This is a genomic window from Streptomyces sp. NPDC101165, from assembly GCF_044768135.1.
Lineage (GTDB): Bacteria > Actinomycetota > Actinomycetes > Streptomycetales > Streptomycetaceae > Streptomyces.
The window spans coordinates 243,337-259,661 of the sequence record NZ_JBIWPG010000003.1 but is presented as its reverse complement, the minus strand read 5'-3'; the positions used below and the strand labels follow the sequence as shown (position 1 = coordinate 259,661).

The following is a 16,325-nucleotide window of genomic DNA, read 5'->3' as shown; positions in this document are numbered from 1 at the left end:
TCAGCCGGCGGTGAGTACCATCCGGAAGCGGGCGGCGCCGGCGAGCATCTTCTGGAAGGCCTCGTCCGCGCGGTCCAGCGGCACTGGCTCGATCATCGGGCGGATGCCGTGCAGGGCGCTGAACGCCATGGTGTCCTCGACGTCCTGCGCGGTGCCGGACGGGTGGCCGCGGACGATCCGTCCGCTCATCAGCAGCTGGACCGGGGTGATGCCCATCGGTTCGACGTCCGCTCCGATGACCACCAGCTCGCCGCGGTGGGCGAGGCCGTCCACGGTGGACGTGATGGCCTCGGAGTTCCCGGCGGTGGCGAGGACGACCTTGGCGCCGCCGAGGGACTGCAGCGCCTCGGCGACCGGGGTGCCTGAGGTGCTGTCGACGTAGTGGTGGGCGCCGAGCTGTTTGGCGAAGTCGGCCTTGTCGGGGCCGCGGGCGATCGCCACGGTCTCGAAGCCCATCGCGACCGCGTACTGCACCCCGAGGTGCCCGAGGCCACCGAGGCCGAGCACGGCCACCAGGTCCCCCGACCGGGCGGCGCTGCGCCGCAGCCCGTTGTACGTGGTCACGCCCGCGCAGGCCATGGGCCCGGCGTCGCTCGCGGACAGCCCCTCGGGGATCCGGGCCAGGGCGTCGACGGGCGCGATCACCTTCTCGCCGAAGCCTCCGTCGTACGCCCATCCCGGGACCTTCAGGTTCTGGCACACGACAAAGTCGCCCTCACGGCAGGGCACGCAGTGGCCGCAGCTGCCGCCGAACCATCCGACGGCCACCCGGTCGCCCACCCGCCAGCCGCGCTCATGGGCCTCCGGGCCCAGCTCCTCGATCTGCCCGGCGATCTCGTGCCCGGGTACTTCCGGGAACCTCACGCCCGGTAGTCCCGCGTTCCAGAAGATGGCGTCGCTGTGGCAGATCCCGCAGGCCTCCACGGCGATCCGCACCTCGCCGGGCCCGGGCTGCGGCACCTCCCGCTCGGTCAGCTCGAACGTGCCGCCCGGGGCGGTCACCTGCGCGACTCGGTAGGTACTCATGCGTCACTCCGGAGAACGGGTACGTAGGCCCCCCGGTCCAGCAGACCAGCTCCGGGCCGATCGCGCGCGTCGAACCCCGTGCGCCCTGCGAGCACACCCCCGATGAACTGGGGAAACGTGCCTCGGCCGGACCGAACCGGCCGGTCAGGCAGCCTCGGGGCGCCAGCCCTCCGGGCGCAGGATGCCCAGCAGTTGGCGGACGAGTTCGTCGACGACCTCGTCCAGGCTCGCGTCCACCCAGCCGGCGCTCCAGTCGTGCAGCAGACCGTTGACGCTGCCGATGAAGGCCGTGGCCGCGAGGCGGTAGTCGCGCGGTGCCGCCTCCCCGCGGGCGACCGCCGCATCGGCCTCGGAGCGGATCAGGTCGACCCAGCGGGCCCGGCGGGCCAGCCGCTGCTCCTCCAGGCGGGCGCTGACGCCGATGATCTCCACGAAGGCGATCCGGATGCGGCGCGGGTCGGAGGTGACGTCACGGGCGTAGGCGTGGAACAGCACGGCGACCCGCTCGGCCAGCGGCAGCCCCTCGGCCGCCGCGAGCGCGTCCAGCACCGCCTGTTCCGCCCAGCGGTTGACCTCCAGGTGCAGCGCGGCGAGGACGTCCTCCAGGGTGCGGAACTCCTCGTAGAACTGGCGGGTGGACAGACCCGCGGCCTGGCTCAGCGCGGCGACCGTCGTGGCGCGGAAGCCCGGGCTGTCACCGAACGTCTGCAGTGCCGCGGCCAGGAACCGGCGGCGCCGGTCGGCCTGCCGTTCCTCGGCGGACCTGCCGCCGTAGCGGCCCGTCGGCGCCTTGAGCCTCCCCGTCACGCTTCCCCCTCCGTCACCCACCGATGACCAATCTTGTCGTGCACACATCTTGTCGAGAAGGGTGCCCCCTCCTTACTTTTCAGTAAGTTCACTGTGAATCCAACCGTGTTCAGATTTCCCCGAGGAAAGAGAGCAGTCATGCCTGCCTCCAGAACCAGGCACCTTTGCTCCGTGGCCGCCGCCCTCGTCCTGACCGTCGCCGGCCCGGCGACCGCCGCCTCCGCGGCTTCGTCCGACGCCGCGGATCTGCGCGAGGTGCTGTTCGTGGGCAACAACTGGGACGGCACCGCCGATGTCATCAAGTCCTCCGGCGACTTCGCGAAGGTCGGCCGGATCAACGTCATCCCGGACAAGGACCAGCGGATGGCGGCGATCAACGCGGACCCCATCAAGTGGATCTACTTCATGGCGATCCGCAACAGCGTCGGCGAGGGCCACGACCAGTTCGCCGACGACATGTACTCCACACCCGACGGCAGGTCGGTCGTGGTCTCCCGCCCGAGCTTCGCCGACGTCGTCTCCATCGACCTGGCCACCGGGAAGATCAACTGGCGTTTCCCGGTGGCCGGTTACCGAGCGGACCACATGGCCGTCTCGCCGGACGGCACCCGGGTCGCCGTGTCCGCCTCCACCGCGAACACCGTGCACGTGCTGGACATCGACACGGGCAAGCAGCTGGGGTCGTTCGCGACCGGCGACAAGCCGCACGAGAACATCTTCACCAAGGACGGCAAGTACATCTGGAACATGGCCATCGGGGACGTCAACACCGCCCTGGACGACCCGGCCTGGGACTGGACGAAGGGCGACCGGCACATCACGGTCGTGGACGCGACCACGTACAAGCAGGTCAAGGTCATCGACATGCGTCAGCGGCTGGACGCGATCGGGCTGAAGGACTTCTCGGACGCCGTGCGCCCGGCCGTCTTCTCCCCCGACGAGTCGAAGCTGTACTTCCAGGTGTCGTTCTTCAACGGATTCCTGGAGTACGACGTGGCCTCCGACAAGATCACCCGGGTCAAGACGCTGCCGAAGAACCCGGCGACCAGCGAGGACCGCACCACCTGGGTCAACGACTCGCGCCACCACGGCATCTCGATGAACCCCGCGGGCACCAAGCTGTGCGTCGCGGGCACCATGGACGACTACGCCACGGTGGTGGACCGGGCCACCCTCCAGGAGGGCACGCTGGTCCCGGCGTCCAAGCCGTACTGGGCCACGGTCAGCGGCGACGGCAAGGACTGCATCGTCTCCGAGAGCGGCGCCGACCAGGTCACGGCGATCGACTTCGCCACCGGCCGGAAGGTGACGTCGATCCCGGTCGGCGACCATCCGCAGCGCGTCCGGCTGGGGCATGTGCAGGCCGACTGGAACGGTCCCGCCGGAAGTTGAGCCGCTGTTGTACGGCCTCCGGGGTGCCCCCACTCACTCCGGAGGCCGTGACGCCGTCAGAAGTGCGCCTTCGCCCAGGAGGCCAGCTCGGAGCCGGCGGCGCTCAGCAGGTCCGCCGAGGGCGCCGTGGCCCCGTTGGTCACCAGGGCGTAGTGCAGGACGCCGGAGTCCGCGTCGGTCAGCAGCAGTCGGCGGCTGCCGGTGCCGCCCGGCTCGGGGGCCACGCCCACCGGGGTCTGCGCGGTGTACGCGGGCGGTGCGTAGGCCGTGCCCAGGTCGGAGACGACGGTGGTCGCCGAGGTGGGGAAGGACGCCGGCAGGTGCAGTTCGGTCGGTGCGGTGCCGCTGCCGGAGCGCCACACCAGCAGCCCGTACTGGCCCGAGCCCACCAGCCGCGCCACGTTCGGCAGCGAACTCGGGACCGGGTTCCAGGTCAGGGTCGCCGAGCCGTCCCGGGAGCGGTCCTCGTAGGTGAAGGCGAGCGTCGAACCGGCGGTGGCGCTCGGGTAGACACGGTCGAGCAGCCGCGCGTCCTGACGGAGGGTCGCGTTCCCGGAGTCGTCGAGCTTCACGGCGGACAGATCCTCGTCGTTCCAGGCGTCGCCGGAGGTGAGGACCTTGCCGGGGTTGCCGTTCATCAGCTCGTGGTGGCGGCCGTTGTAGAGGTCCCACTGCCACTGCGAGCCGGACAGCACCGGACCGGACGCGGCCGGGTTCGTCCACCAACTCGCGCCGGGAACACGTGAGTCGAGCGCCTGGTACATCGCCTTGAGCACGGTGGGCGCCTTGTCGGACACCGTGCCGGACAGCGGGTGCCCGAACTCGCTGACCACGGCCGCGGTCCCGGCGGCCGAGGCACGGTCGCGGACGGTGCCGAAGTCGGAGGCGTACTGGCCGTCGGCCGCCTTGCCCCACATCAGGATGCCGGAGATGGCCTTCTGGTCGTAGAAGTGGGTGTTGAAGACATAGCGCGGGCCGAGCGTGCCCGCGTCCAGCAGTCCGCCCTCCTGCTTCTGGGTGGAGATGTTCGCGTTCCAGAAGAGGTTGGGCTCGAGGAAGGCGGGCTTGTCCTGCCAGCCGGCGGCGTCCATACGGGCCCGGAACTTCACGTAGAACGGCCAGAGCAGGTCGCGTTCCCAGGTGCGGGAGGTCTGCCCGGAGTCGTAGCTGCCCGCGTGCGGCTCGTTGTACGGGTCGAAGCCGACGACGCCCGCGAACTCGTCGTCGGTGAGGTGCTGCCGGAGGTAGGCCATGGCCGTCCGGGCCGTGGCGAGGAAGGCGTCCTGCAGACCGTAGCTGTTGTGCCAGAAGTCGTACTGCGCCTTCTGCACAGCCGCGTTCTGGGTGATGTTCTGACCCCAGAAGAGGCAGATCCCGCAGGACTCCTTGGGGTAACTTCCGGCGTCCACCGCCCACTCGGGGGCGCCGTCGCCCGTGTACCAGCTGCCGGTGTTGAAAAGGTGGCGGGAGTAGAGGTCCTGGTGGAAGTCGGGGTAGACCCGGATGCCCGCGTCCAGGAAGGCGCGCATCTGCTCGGTCACCGCGGCCAGGTAGGCGGTGTCCACCCGGCCTCGCGCGGGTTCGGCGTGCGCCCAGGAGAGCAGGAAACGGACCGCGTTGCCGCCGCCGAGGGCCCGCAGCGCGGTCGCCGACCTGCGGGCGTCGGCGACCGACGCGAAGGGCAGGCCGCCGTTCTCCTCCAGTTTGGTCTCGCCGGAGACGTTGTAGCCGCGCAGCACGACCTCGCGGCCCTGGCCGTCGGTGAAGCGGCCGTTCTGGACGGTGAGCGGGGTGCCGTCGAACCAGAGCGAGTCGGAGGGAGAGGCAGGGGTGGCGGCGGTGGCGGGCGGGGCACCCGCCACCGTCAGGAGTCCGCAGAGGACGACCAGGACAAGAAAGAGACGCGCCCTGATGGTGGACATGTACACCACAGTCCGGGGATGCCGGGACAGCGTCAATACTACTGACTCAGAAGTAAGTTGACTCTCAGTCAGCTCAACCGTCTCAGTCGCCGACCCTGCGGGTGACGTTCAGCAGGTACTCCTTCCGGTTGAGCGGGTTGTGGTCGGTGCGCGGGCGCTCGGGCAGCGGGCCGCGGGTGACCGGTGCGTAGTGGGCGAAGGCGGACTCCAGCTCGCCCTCGCCCCGGGTCAGCCCCGGCAGCCGCTGCTCCAGTTCATGGACCCGGGCGGCGGGCACGGCGCCCGCCAGGACACCTTCCCGCCCGTGCGCCTCGGCGCTTTCCGCCACCGCGCCCAGCCGGGCCAGCACCGGCAGCAGGGCGCCCAGCGTGTCCGCCGGGGCCTCGATGCGGAAGCGGTGCATCGGCTCGTACACCTGGGTGCCCGCCCGGCGCAGCGCCTCGATCAGGACGAGCGGGGTCAGACCGCGGAAGTCGTAGCCGGTGCTCGACATGCTCTTGTCGAAACCCTGGTGGGCATGGCTCTGCCGGGGCGAGTAGCCGGAGTGGGTCATGGTGACGGTGCAGTCGGGGATCTGCCAGCCGTGCAGGCCCTGGCCGAGCGTCTCGCGGACGGTGTCCTCGACGGCCTTGAAGAAGGCGTACGGCATGGAGCCCAGCTCGACCTCGAGCCGGAACCGCACGCCGGAGCCGGGCGGGGCGGGGTCGACACGCAGGCCGACGGTGGCCAGGAAGGGGTTGGGGTCCTTCTTGTTGAACTCCACGGCCTGCCCGGCACCGACCGGCCGCTCGATGCACAGGGTGGTGGTCTCCCGGAAGGTGACGTCCAGGCCGTACTCGTCGGCGAGGGTGGCCTGGATGACCTCCTTCTGCACCTCGCCGTAGAGGGAGACCGAGGTCTCCCCCCGCAGCTCGTCGTGGCGGACGCCGATGAGCGGGTCCTGTTCGGCCAGCTGGGTGAGCGCGAGGTGCAGGGAGCGCCGGTCCGTACCGGCCCCCGGGGCGACGACGGTCTCCAGGGTGGGCGGCGCGAAGTGGTGCTCGTACACCCGCCCCGGCACACCGATCGCGTCACCGATCCGGATGCCACCGAGTCCCCACACCTTGGCGATCCGCCCGGCGCCGACACGGTCCTGCCGGAGGTCGGTGCCGTTCTCGAAGACGGCGAGTGCGGTGACCCGCCCCTCCGCCCGAGCGCCCTTGCCCTCCTTGCCCTCCTTGCGGCCGACCCCGCCCGCCTCGTGACCGTCCCCGAACAGAACCCGCTCGCGCACGCGCAGCACGCCGGAGAGGATCCGCGCGTAGGCGATCTTCTCCCCCGCCGGTCCCCGCTCGACCTTGAACACCGTGCCGGACAGGGGGCCGTCCGGGTCGCCGGAGGCGGTGGGCAGCAGGCGTTCGATGCCGGCGATCAGCTCGGGCACGCCGGCGCCTGTGATGGCGGAGCCGAAGTAGACCGGGTGGACCAGGGCCCGTCGGGTCTGGGTGGCGAGGGCGCCGTGGAGGCGGGTGTCGCAGACGTCGCCCGCCACGTAGGCGCGGAGCACGTCGTCGTCGTGGTCGGCGAGCGTGTCCAGGGCGGCCGGGAGCAGACGGGGCACGAAGCGGGCGTCGCGGGTGCCGAGCGCGGCGGCCGTCCCCATGGGCACGAGCGGTACGGCCAGCCTGCGGGCCAGATCGCGCAGGACCGCCTCCTCACGGGCGCCCCGCCGGTCGATCTTGTTGACGAACACGAGGGTGGGGATGCGCAGCCGGCGCAGGGTCCGCATCAGCACCCTGGTCTGCGCCTGGACGCCCTCGACGGCCGAGACGACCAGGACCGCGCCGTCCAGCACACCGAGCACCCGCTCCACCTCGGCGATGAAGTCCGGGTGACCGGGGGTGTCGATGAGGTTGACGGTGACCGAGTCGAGCGGGAACGACACGACGGCCGACTTGATGGTGATCCCGCGCTGCCGCTCCAGCGCGAGGGTGTCCGTCCGGGTGCTGCCGTCGTCGACGCTGCCGACCTCGTCGGTGACTCCGGCCGCGTGCAGCAGCCGTTCGGTCAGGCTGGTCTTACCGGCGTCTACGTGCGCGAGAATTCCGAGATTGAGCAGATGCACTGAGCGTGATGTCCTTCGGCATGGGTGGGATTCCTTCCTGGGTGGACATGCACGCAGTGCGCATCGGTGGTCCTCTCTGGGTGACGTCGGGTCAGGGGAAGTGCAGCAGGGCCGCTCCTTGACAGCAATGGATTAATGTTCAACAAAAGCCCCGCCGCAGCACTCGCCGCCTCCAGAGCACGGCCATAGAGTGACGTACATCACGTCGATCTGGCTGATTCTCGCTCCTGCCCGCACGGTCTGGAGGGCACATGACCCACATCAAGGTGAACGTGGACGGCACGGCGTACGAGGACGACGTCGAACCCCGTCTGCTCCTGGCCCACTACCTGCGCGACCGCCTCGGCCTGACCGGCACCCCGATCGGCTGCGACACCTCGAACTGCGGCGCGTGCACGGTCGACCTGGACGGGGCGACCGTCAAGAGCTGCTCGGTGCTGGCCGTGCAGGCGGACGGCGGCACGGTGACCACCGTCCAGGGGCTGGCCAAGGACGGCGAGTGGACCGCGCTGCAGCACGCCTTCCACGAGCGGCACGCTCTCCAGTGCGGCTACTGCACCCCCGGGATGATCATGGCGGCGCGCGACCTGCTGCGCGAGAACCCGCACCCCACCTCGGAGGAGGTCCGGGAGGCCCTGGAGGGCAACCTGTGCCGGTGCACCGGCTACCAGAACATCGTCCGCGCGGTGCTCGCCGCCTCCGGGCAGCAGCTCCCCGAGGAGGCCAGGGCATGACCGATCAGGCCGTAGAACACGAGGTGGGCCGGCCCCGGCTGCGCAAGGAGGACGCCCACCTGGTCACGGGCCAGACCAACTGGACCGACAACATCCAGGTCGCCGGACTGCTGCACCTGGCCGTCCTGCGCAGCCCGATGGCCCACGCCCGGGTCACCCGCGTCGACGTGTCCCCCGCCCTGGAACGCCCCGGTGTCGTCGCGGCGTTCAGCGGCGCCGACCTCGCCGAGGGGATGGGCTCCCTGCCCTGCGCCTGGCCGGTGACCGAGGACATCGTGCACCCCGACCACCCGCCGATCGCCGTCGACGAGGTCCGCTACGCCGGTGACCCGGTGGCGGTCGTGGTGGCCCGCGACCGGTACGCGGCCGCCGACGCGCTGGAGGCCGTCGAGGTCGACTACGAGCCGCTGCCGCCGGTCCTGGACCTGGAGGCCGCGCTGGCGGACGGCGCCCCGCTGGTCCACTCCGACAAGGGCACCAACCGCTGCTACACCTGGCCGCTGGCCACCGGCGAGAACTTCGAGTCGGTCCGGCAGCGCGCCGACGTCACGCTCAAGCGCCGCTACCACCAGCAGCGGCTCATCCCCAACGCCATGGAGCCACGCGCGGTCGTCGTCACCCCGCTCGCCGCCTCCGGCGAGTACACCGTCTATTCGGCGACCCAGATCCCGCACATCCTGCGGATCATGCTCGCCGTGGTCACCGGGATCCCCGAGCAGAAGCTGCGCGTGGTCGCCCCGGACGTGGGCGGCGGCTTCGGCTCCAAGCTCCAGGTGTACGGCGAGGAGGCCCTCGCGCTCGCCGTCGCACGCAAGCTCGGCCGTCCGGTGAAGTGGACCGAGTCCCGCTCCGAGGGCTACCTCGCCACCCACCACGGCCGCGGCATGATCCAGGACGTGGAGATCGCCGCCACCCGGGACGGCAAGCTCCTCGGTCTGAAGGCCGACCTGCTCGTCGACATGGGCGCCTACCTCATGCTCGTCACTCCGGGTATCCCGATCCTCGGCGCCTTCATGTACCCGGGGATCTACAAGATGGACGCCTACGAGTTCAACTGCACCGGCGTCTTCACGACCCGCACGCCCACCGACGCCTACCGCGGCGCCGGACGCCCGGAGGCGACGTTCGCCATCGAGCGGATCATGGACGAGCTGGCCGCCGAACTCGGCCTGGACCCGGTGGAGGTACGGCGCCGGAACTGGATCCGGCACGAGGAGTTCCCGTACACCTCGATCGCCGGGCTGACCTACGACAGCGGCAACTACGAGGCGGCGACCGAGAAGGCGCTGGCCCTGTTCGGGTACGACGACCTGCGCGCCGAGCAGCAGAAGCGCATCGAACGCGGCGACCCCGTACGCCTCGGCATCGGCGTGTCGACGTACACCGAGATGTGCGGGCTCGCGCCGAGCCGGGTGCTGCGCGACCTGCGGTACGCGGCCGGCGGCTGGGAGGCGGCGAGCATCCGCATGCTGCCCACCGGCAAGGTCGAGGTGGTCACCGGCACCAGCCCGCACGGGCAGGGCCACGAGACCTGCTGGAGCCAGATCGCGGCCGACGTGCTGGGCGTGCCGTTCGAGGACGTCGAGGTGGTGCACGGCGACACCCTGGCCGCCCCGCAGGGCATGGACACCTACGGCTCGCGGTCGCTGGCCGTCGGCGGCGAGGCCGTGCACCGGGCGGCGACGAAGGTGGTCGAGAAGGCACGGAAGGTCGCCGCGCATCTGCTGGAGGCGAGCGAGCAGGACCTGGAGTTCACGAACGGCGTGTTCTCGGTGAAGGGCTCCCCGGAGGCGCAGAAGACCATCCAGGAGATCGCCTTCGAGACGTTCACCTCGCACGATCTGCCCGACGGCGTCGAGCCGACCATCAACGCCGAGACCCTGGTCGACCCGGAGAACTTCTCCTATCCGCACGGCACCCACCTGTGCGCGGTAGAGATCGACACGGAGACCGGGCAGACGCGGATCAGGTCGTACGTCTGCGTCGACGACGTCGGCCGGGTCGTCAACCCGATGATCGTCGAGGGCCAGGTGCACGGCGGTATCGCACAGGGCATCGCGCAGGCGCTGTACGAGGAGGCCGTGTACGACGACGAGGGCAACCTCGTCTCCGGCACGATGGCCGACTACCTCGTGCCGTCGGCGGCGGACCTGCCGGAGTTCGTGACCGACCGGACGGAGACGCCGGCGTCCTCGAACGCCATGGGGGTCAAGGGAGTCGGCGAGGCCGGGACGATCGCGTCGACGCCGGCCGTGGTCAACGCCGTGGTGGACGCGCTCAGGCTGCTGGGCGTGCACGACGTGCGGATGCCCTGCACCCCCGAGCGGGTGTGGCGAGCGGTGAAGGAGGCGTCGGCATGATTCCCCCGGTGTTCGAGTACGCCCGTCCGACCAGCGTCGACGAGGCGGTGCGCGCGCTCGCGGACGCGGGCGAGGAGGCGAAGGTGCTGGCCGGCGGGCAGAGCCTGCTGCCGCTGCTGCGGCTGCGGCTCGCCTTCCCGGAGCTGGTCGTGGACGTGGGCCGGATCCCGGAGCTGCGCGGGGTCCGTGAGGACGGCGACACGCTCGTCATCGGCGCGCTGACCACGCACCACGACGTCATCCGTGACCCGCTGGTGCGCCGGCACGCCGGTCTGCTCGCGGAGGCGACGGCCACCGTCGCCGACCCCGCGGTACGGCACCGGGGCACCCTGGGCGGCTCGCTCGCGCACGCCGACCCCGCCGGCGACCTGCCCGCGGTGATGCTGGCGATGGACGGCGAGATGGTCGTCGCCGGGCCGGACGGGCGCCGGACGATCCCGGCCCGGGACTTCTTCGTCGACTACCTCCAGTCGGCCCTGGCCCCCGACGAACTCCTGGTGGAGGTGCGGGTGCCGAAGGCGGACGGCTGGGGCTTCCACTACGAGAAGTTCCACCGGGTCGCGCAGGCCTGGGCGATCGTCGGCGTCGCGGCGCTCGTACGGCGCGACGACGGACGGATCGCCGAGGCGCGCATCGGACTCACCAACATGGGCGCGACCCCGCTGCGGGCCACGGCGGCCGAGGAGGCGCTGTCCGGTGCCGACGGTCCCGAGGCCGTGGCGCGGGCCGCCGAGACGGCGGCCGAGGGCACCCGGCCGTCGCAGGACCTGTCGGCCTCGCCCGAGTACCGGGAGCACCTCGCGCGGGTGCTGACCAGGCGGGCGGTGCTGACCGCCGGCGGAATGGGGTGAGCGCCGATCACCTGGATGGACGACCCGGAGCAGGTGCGGGCCCGCCTGGAGGAGACGGGGTACCTCGTCGACGAAGGGCTGGGCATCACCTGCTTCCTGGCACTGAGGCTGCACCGGCCGCTCTTCTGCGAGGGCGACGCGGGCGTGGGCAAGACTGCGCTCGCGACCGCCCTGGCCGAAGCGCTCGACGCGCCGCTGATCCGTCTGCAGTGCCACGAGGGCATCGACGCCTCCCAGGCCCTGTACGACTGGGACTTCCCGCGCCAGCTGCTGCACCTGAGGGCCGCCGAGGCGGCCGGTGTCCAGGACGCGGACCGTCTGGAGAGCGAGCTGTACGACCGGCGCTTCCTCATCGCCCGGCCGTTGCTGCTGGCGTTGCAGACGCAGCCGTCGGTGCTGCTGGTCGACGAGATCGACCGGGCCGACGACGAGTTCGAGGCGTTCCTGCTGGAGCTGCTCTCCGAGTACTCCGTCACGATCCCGGAGCTGGGCACGCTGCGGGCCGAGGAGCCGCCGGTGGTCGTGCTGACCTCGAACCGGACCCGGGAGGTGCACGACGCGCTGAAGCGGCGGTGCCTGTACCACTGGTTCGACCATCCCTCCTTCGCCCGCGAACTGGCCATCGTGCGCACCCGGTTGCCGCAGGTGTCGGCGCGGCTGGCCGAGCAGGTCACCGCGCTGGTGCAGGCGTTGCGGGGCGCGGACCTGCTGAAGCCGCCCGGGGTGGCCGAGACGATCGACTGGGCCGAGGCCCTCGACGCGCTGGGCGCCGGCGAGGTGGACGCGGAACTGGCCGTGGCGACGCTGGGCTCGGCGCTGAAGTACCGGGAGGACGTGGACCGGGCAAAGGCGCTCGACCTCACGGCGGTCCTGGCGACGCGGGGGACGTGAGCGCCATGGCCGGACCGGGACGCAGGGGAAACGGGACTTCGGGGACCGGGGGCGGGAATCGGCCTCCCGGCGGACCGGAGGACGTGACCCTCGTCGGTCCGGCGACGCCCGGCACGAGCGGACCCACCGGTGCCGGGGACCTGCCCTCGGGCGGACCGGGGGGTGTGCCGGCCGGGACGGGCGGGGCCGCGGGGGCGGATGCCGTGCTGCTCGGGTTCGTGCGGGCGGTGCGGGCCGCGGGGGTCGACGCGAGCACCGAGCGGGCGTACGCCTTCCTGCGTGCCGTGGACGTGGTGCGGCCCGGGGTGCGGGCCGACGTGTACTGGGCGGGGCGGGCGACGCTGTGCGGCGGCCACGACGATCTGGAGCGGTACGAGAGGGTGTTCGCCGCCTACTTCGGCCCGTCGGGCGAGCCCGCCCGGCAGGTGGTGCGGCACGCTCCCCCGCCCCGGCTGCGACTCGTCGTGCGGGACGCGCCGGCCGGGAGCCGCGCCCCGGGCGAGAGCGAGCCTGCCGGGCCGCCGACGGCTGCCCTCGCCAGTGCCACCGAGGTGCTGCGGCACCGCGACGTCGCCGAGCTGGACGCCGCCGATCGGGCCCATCTCAACCGGCTGCTGGCCGCGTTCGCGCTGTCCGGGCAGACCCGGCGCTCCGCGCGGCGGCGTCCGGCCCGGCGCGGGGACGTCGACCCGCGCCGCACCGTACGGGAACTGCTGCGGCGGGGCGGTGAGCCGGCCCGGCTGCGGCGGCACGCGCGCGTGGACCGGCCCCGCCGGATCGTGCTGCTCGTCGACGTGAGCGGGTCGATGGCGCCGTACGCCGACGCCCTGCTCAGGTTCGCGCACGCCGCGGTGCGCGGGGGCCGTACCGAGGTGTTCACGATCGGCACCCGGCTGACCCGGGTGACCCGGGAACTCTCGCACCGCGACCCGGACCTGTCGATGGCCGCGCTGGCGGAGGCCGTCCCCGACTGGCGCGGCGGGACCCGGCTGGGCGAGCTGCTGCGCGAGTTCCTCAACCGCTGGGGGCAGCGCGGCATGGCGCGCGGCGCGGTCGTCGTCCTGCTCTCGGACGGCTGGGAGCGCGATGATCCGGAGCTGCTCGGCGCGCAGATGCGCCGACTGCACGGGCTGGCGCACCGGGTGGTGTGGGCGAACCCGCGCAAGGCACGCCCGGGTTACGCGCCCCTCGCGGCCGGGATGGCGGCGGCCCTGCCCAGCGTGGACGACTTCGTCGAGGGGCACAGCCTTGCGGCGCTGGAGCGGCTGGCCGCGGTGGTGCGCGGGGCGGAGACCGAGAGGGTCCCGGTGGTCCGGGTGAGAGGAGCGGAGCGTGCGTGAGATTCTGCCGGCGCTGGAGCGCTGGTACGCGGCCCGGATCCCGTTCGGTCTGGCGACGGTCGTCGCGGTCAGCCGCAGCGCGCCGCGCGGGCCCGGCGCCGCCATGGCGGTGGGGTCGGACGACGAGGTCGTGGGAAGCGTGTCCGGGGGCTGCGTGGAGGGGGCGGTGTTCGAGCTCGCGCAGGAAGTGGTGGCGAGCGGCGAGGCCCGGCTGGAGAGCTTCGGGTACAGCGACGAGGACGCGTTCGCGGTCGGACTGACCTGCGGCGGCGAGATCACCCTGCTGGTACGGCCGGTGACGCCCGAGACCGACCCGGCGTTCGGGGCGGTCGCCGGGTCCGTCGCCGCGGGTGAGCCCGTGACCGTGGCCACGGTGGTCGACGGGCCCGCCCCGCGCGGGGCCACGCTGGCCGTCTGGCCGGGCACCGAGGCCGGCACGCTCGGCACGGCCGGGCTCGACGTCGCGGTCACCGCCGACGCGCGCGGCGAACTCGCCCTCGGCGCCTCGGTGCTCAGGCACTACGGGCCGCGCGGCGAGCGCCGCGAGGACGCCGTCACCGTGTTCCTGCAGTCGTTCGCACCGCCGCCGCGCATGCTGGTCTTCGGCGCGATCGACTACGCGGCCTCGGTGGCCCGCATCGGCGACTTCCTCGGCTACCGGGTCACCGTGTGCGACGCCCGCCCGGTCTTCGCCACGCCCAAGCGCTTCCCGGCGGGCGTGGAGGTCGTCGTCGAATGGCCGCACCGCTACCTCGGGAGCACCGAGACCGACGAGCGCACGGTGATCTGCGTCCTCACCCACGACCCGAAGTTCGACGTGCCGCTGCTCGAGGAGGCACTGCGCCGACCGGCCGCCTACATCGGGGCGATGGGCAGCCGTCGTACCCACGACGAACGGCGCGCTCGGCTGACCGAGGCCGGTCTCACCGAGGCCGAGCTGTCCCGGCTGCGCTCGCCGCTCGGGCTCGACCTCGGCGCCCGTACGCCCGAGGAGGTCGCCGTGTCCGTCGCCGCCGAGATCGTCGCCCTGCGCTGGGGCGGCAGCGGCGCGCCCCTGACCACGACTGCGGGGGCCATCCACCCACGTGCCACAGCCTGAGTGCGAGGAGGAAGTCATGGAGCTGCACCACGAGTTCACCGTCCCCGTCGGGGTCGACGACGCCTGGCCCGCGCTCCTCGACATCGAACGCGTCGCGCCCTGCCTGCCGGGCGCGGTGGTGGAGGAGTACGACGGCAGGACCGTGACCGGCTCGGTGAAGGTCAAGGTCGGCCCGGTCACCCTGACCTACCGGGGCACCGCGGTCTTCGAGGAGCAGGACGAGGCGGCGCACCGGATGGTGCTCGTGGCGAGCGGCCGGGAGACCCGGGGGCAGGGCACCGCGCGGGCGACGGTCACCGGCACGCTGAGCGGGCGCGACGGCGGTACGGCCGTGTCGGTGCGGACCGATCTGACGGTGACCGGGCGCCCCGCGCAGTTCGGCCGCGGCCTCCTGTCGGAGGTGGGCGACCGTCTGGTGGGCCAGTTCGCCACCTGCCTCGCCCAGCGGCTGACCGAGCGCCCCGCGCAGATCACCGACACCGACGAGCGACAGGAACCGCCCGCCGAGGAGGAAGCGGCCGAGCCGCTCGACCTTCTGCGAGCGGCCGCGGTACCGGTGGCCAAGCGAGCCGCGGAGGCGGCCGTGGTGCTCGCCGTGCTGGTGATGGTCGCCGCGGGGGCGCGGCGGTGCAGGCGGGCCCTGCACCGGTAGTCGCCGGCCCGCCTCCCGACGGGGCTCAGGCACCCTCGGCCACCAGCGCGTGCAGATGCTCGTCGTGCCAGCCGTCGGCGTGCAGCAGGGAGGAGCGCATCGTGCCCTCGAAGGCGTAGCCGGCCTTCTCCGCGACGCGGCAGGACGCCGGGTTGCCTAGCGCGTGGCACAGCCGCAGACGGTGCAGGCCGAGGTCGTCCAGCGCCCACCGGCTCAGCCGCCGGGCCGCCTCGACGACGATGCCGCCGCCGCGCGACTCGGGCAGCACCCAGTACATGATCTCGGCGTTGCCGCCCGCCAGACTGACGTCGTGGAACCCGGCGAGCCCCAGGGGCGGGCCGCCGGGCCGGGCGATCGCCCAGACGGCACCGGTCTCGGTGCGCCACCGCTCGTGCATGCGCTCGATCCGGGCCCGGGCCTCGTCACGGGTGCGGACGGAGAACAGGTTCCACAGCTGGATCGCCGGGTCCGACCCGGCGGTGAGCAGCGCGTCGGCGTCGGCGTCGTCGGTGCGCCAGGGCCGCAGCTCCAGACCGCCCGGGAGTTCGAGTACGGGCTGGTCGCGCTCGGCCATGCTTCCCGCGGGTACGACGTCGGGTATGTCGTAGTCGGAGATCATCGACGCATCGTGCCACAGGCCCGCTACCGCCGGGGCAGCCGCCGCAGAGTGACGTCGGTGAGGGCGCCGTCGGCGAGCGTCGCCGTGAGGTAGGTGCAGTGCGGCTGGCGGCGGCGGTCGGTCGGGGAGCCGGGGTTGAGCAGCCGCAGTCCGCCGGGGGCGACGGTGTCCCAGGGGATGTGGCTGTGGCCGAAGACCAGCACGTCCAGGTCGGGGAAGCGGGCGGCACAGCGGGCCTCGCGTCCCTGCGCGGCGCCGGTCTCGTGCACCACGCCGAAGCGCAGGCCGCCCAGTTCGGCGTACGCCACCTCGGGGAGCCGGGCCCGCAGCTCGGGGCCGTCGTTGTTGCCGTACACGCCGATCAGCCGGCGGCTGCGGCTCTCCAGCAGGTCGAGGGTGGCGGTGTCGACCCAGTCCCCGGCGTGGAACACGACGTCCGCGTGCGGGAGTTCGGCGAGCAGCTGGGCGGGGAGCCGCTCGGCGCGCTTGGGGAGGTGGGTGTCCGACATCAACAGGAGGCGCACCCCA

The 16,325-nt window shown here is 72.5% G+C and carries 14 protein-coding genes; 8 read left to right on the top strand and 6 right to left on the bottom strand.

Translation table 11 applies throughout. The features are described 5' to 3' along the window. Positions 1 to 1,026, bottom strand: coding sequence for an alcohol dehydrogenase (locus ACIRVH_RS07795; RefSeq protein WP_403949321.1), 1,026 nt, complete (start codon positions 1,024 to 1,026; stop codon positions 1 to 3). A 144-nt stretch (positions 1,027 to 1,170) separates the two neighbouring features. Further along, positions 1,171 to 1,833 carry a TetR/AcrR family transcriptional regulator gene (locus ACIRVH_RS07790; RefSeq protein ID WP_403949319.1) on the bottom strand — a complete coding sequence of 221 codons (663 nt, stop codon included), beginning with the start codon at positions 1,831 to 1,833 and terminating at the stop codon, positions 1,171 to 1,173. Between the two features lie 138 nt (positions 1,834 to 1,971). Between ACIRVH_RS07790 and ACIRVH_RS07785 the strand changes: the two genes are divergently transcribed. Further along, positions 1,972 to 3,225 (top strand): YncE family protein, encoded by a 1,254-nt coding sequence (locus ACIRVH_RS07785; protein ID WP_403949316.1) that lies wholly within the window; start codon positions 1,972 to 1,974, stop codon positions 3,223 to 3,225. 56 nt (positions 3,226 to 3,281) lie between these two features. Here ACIRVH_RS07785 and ACIRVH_RS07780 read toward each other — a convergent pair whose 3' ends face one another. After that, positions 3,282 to 5,147 carry a cellulase family glycosylhydrolase gene (locus tag ACIRVH_RS07780; protein ID WP_403949313.1) on the bottom strand — a complete coding sequence of 622 codons (1,866 nt, stop codon included), beginning with the start codon at positions 5,145 to 5,147 and terminating at the stop codon, positions 3,282 to 3,284. Between the two features lie 82 nt (positions 5,148 to 5,229). Continuing rightward, positions 5,230 to 7,251 carry a GTP-binding protein gene (locus ACIRVH_RS07775; RefSeq protein WP_403949311.1) on the bottom strand — a complete coding sequence of 674 codons (2,022 nt, stop codon included), beginning with the start codon at positions 7,249 to 7,251 and terminating at the stop codon, positions 5,230 to 5,232. 251 nt (positions 7,252 to 7,502) lie between these two features. Here ACIRVH_RS07775 and ACIRVH_RS07770 point away from each other — a divergent pair, with 251 nt between their 5' ends. From ACIRVH_RS07770 to ACIRVH_RS07740, 7 genes are read left to right on the top strand one after another with little or no spacing between them, the layout of a single operon-like run. Next, entirely contained in the window at positions 7,503 to 7,985 is a 483-nt protein-coding gene (locus tag ACIRVH_RS07770) for a (2Fe-2S)-binding protein (protein ID WP_403949308.1), read from the top strand. Beyond that, positions 7,982 to 10,345, top strand: a complete 2,364-nt coding sequence (locus ACIRVH_RS07765) for a xanthine dehydrogenase family protein molybdopterin-binding subunit (protein ID WP_403949306.1) — start codon at positions 7,982 to 7,984, stop codon at positions 10,343 to 10,345. The genes ACIRVH_RS07770 and ACIRVH_RS07765 overlap by 4 nt, the downstream gene beginning before the upstream one ends. After that, complete coding sequence (locus ACIRVH_RS07760) at positions 10,342 to 11,196, top strand: FAD binding domain-containing protein (RefSeq protein ID WP_403949304.1); 855 nt, start codon at positions 10,342 to 10,344, stop codon at positions 11,194 to 11,196. Before ACIRVH_RS07765 ends, ACIRVH_RS07760 begins: the two co-directional genes overlap by 4 nt. Before the next feature lie 15 nt (positions 11,197 to 11,211). Then, complete coding sequence (locus ACIRVH_RS07755; RefSeq protein ID WP_403949301.1) at positions 11,212 to 12,087, top strand: AAA family ATPase; 876 nt, start codon at positions 11,212 to 11,214, stop codon at positions 12,085 to 12,087. A gap of 5 nt (positions 12,088 to 12,092) precedes the next feature. Next, positions 12,093 to 13,427: a VWA domain-containing protein gene (locus tag ACIRVH_RS07750; protein ID WP_403949299.1), complete on the top strand. Its 1,335-nt coding sequence runs from the start codon at positions 12,093 to 12,095 to the stop codon at positions 13,425 to 13,427. Continuing rightward, positions 13,420 to 14,526 carry an XdhC family protein gene (locus ACIRVH_RS07745; RefSeq protein ID WP_403949296.1) on the top strand — a complete coding sequence of 369 codons (1,107 nt, stop codon included), beginning with the start codon at positions 13,420 to 13,422 and terminating at the stop codon, positions 14,524 to 14,526. The genes ACIRVH_RS07750 and ACIRVH_RS07745 overlap by 8 nt, the downstream gene beginning before the upstream one ends. A 16-nt stretch (positions 14,527 to 14,542) precedes the next feature. Then, on the top strand, positions 14,543 to 15,178 hold the full coding sequence (locus tag ACIRVH_RS07740; protein ID WP_403949293.1) for an SRPBCC family protein: 636 nt from the start codon (positions 14,543 to 14,545) through the stop codon (positions 15,176 to 15,178). 25 nt (positions 15,179 to 15,203) lie between these two features. Here ACIRVH_RS07740 and ACIRVH_RS07735 read toward each other — a convergent pair whose 3' ends face one another. Beyond that, on the bottom strand, positions 15,204 to 15,797 hold the full coding sequence (locus ACIRVH_RS07735) for a GNAT family N-acetyltransferase (RefSeq protein ID WP_403949291.1): 594 nt from the start codon (positions 15,795 to 15,797) through the stop codon (positions 15,204 to 15,206). Between the two features lie 23 nt (positions 15,798 to 15,820). Then, positions 15,821 to 16,321 carry a metallophosphoesterase family protein gene (locus ACIRVH_RS07730; RefSeq protein ID WP_403949288.1) on the bottom strand — a complete coding sequence of 167 codons (501 nt, stop codon included), beginning with the start codon at positions 16,319 to 16,321 and terminating at the stop codon, positions 15,821 to 15,823. Positions 16,322 to 16,325: the final 4 nt, after the last annotated feature.

Excerpts from the sequence above, each read along its gene's own strand:
- ACIRVH_RS07795 (WP_403949321.1), bottom strand. The coding sequence starts at position 1,026 with ATGAGTACCTACCGAGTCGCGCAGGTGACCGCCCCGGGCGGCACGTTC.
- ACIRVH_RS07785 (WP_403949316.1), top strand. The coding sequence starts at position 1,972 with ATGCCTGCCTCCAGAACCAGGCACCTTTGCTCCGTGGCCGCCGCCCTC.
- ACIRVH_RS07780 (WP_403949313.1), bottom strand. The coding sequence starts at position 5,147 with ATGTCCACCATCAGGGCGCGTCTCTTTCTTGTCCTGGTCGTCCTCTGC.
- ACIRVH_RS07770 (WP_403949308.1), top strand. The coding sequence starts at position 7,503 with ATGACCCACATCAAGGTGAACGTGGACGGCACGGCGTACGAGGACGAC.
- ACIRVH_RS07765 (WP_403949306.1), top strand. The coding sequence starts at position 7,982 with ATGACCGATCAGGCCGTAGAACACGAGGTGGGCCGGCCCCGGCTGCGC.
- ACIRVH_RS07760 (WP_403949304.1), top strand. The coding sequence starts at position 10,342 with ATGATTCCCCCGGTGTTCGAGTACGCCCGTCCGACCAGCGTCGACGAG.
- ACIRVH_RS07755 (WP_403949301.1), top strand. The coding sequence starts at position 11,212 with ATGGACGACCCGGAGCAGGTGCGGGCCCGCCTGGAGGAGACGGGGTAC.
- ACIRVH_RS07750 (WP_403949299.1), top strand. The coding sequence starts at position 12,093 with ATGGCCGGACCGGGACGCAGGGGAAACGGGACTTCGGGGACCGGGGGC.
- ACIRVH_RS07740 (WP_403949293.1), top strand. The coding sequence starts at position 14,543 with ATGGAGCTGCACCACGAGTTCACCGTCCCCGTCGGGGTCGACGACGCC.
- ACIRVH_RS07735 (WP_403949291.1), bottom strand. The coding sequence starts at position 15,797 with ATGATCTCCGACTACGACATACCCGACGTCGTACCCGCGGGAAGCATG.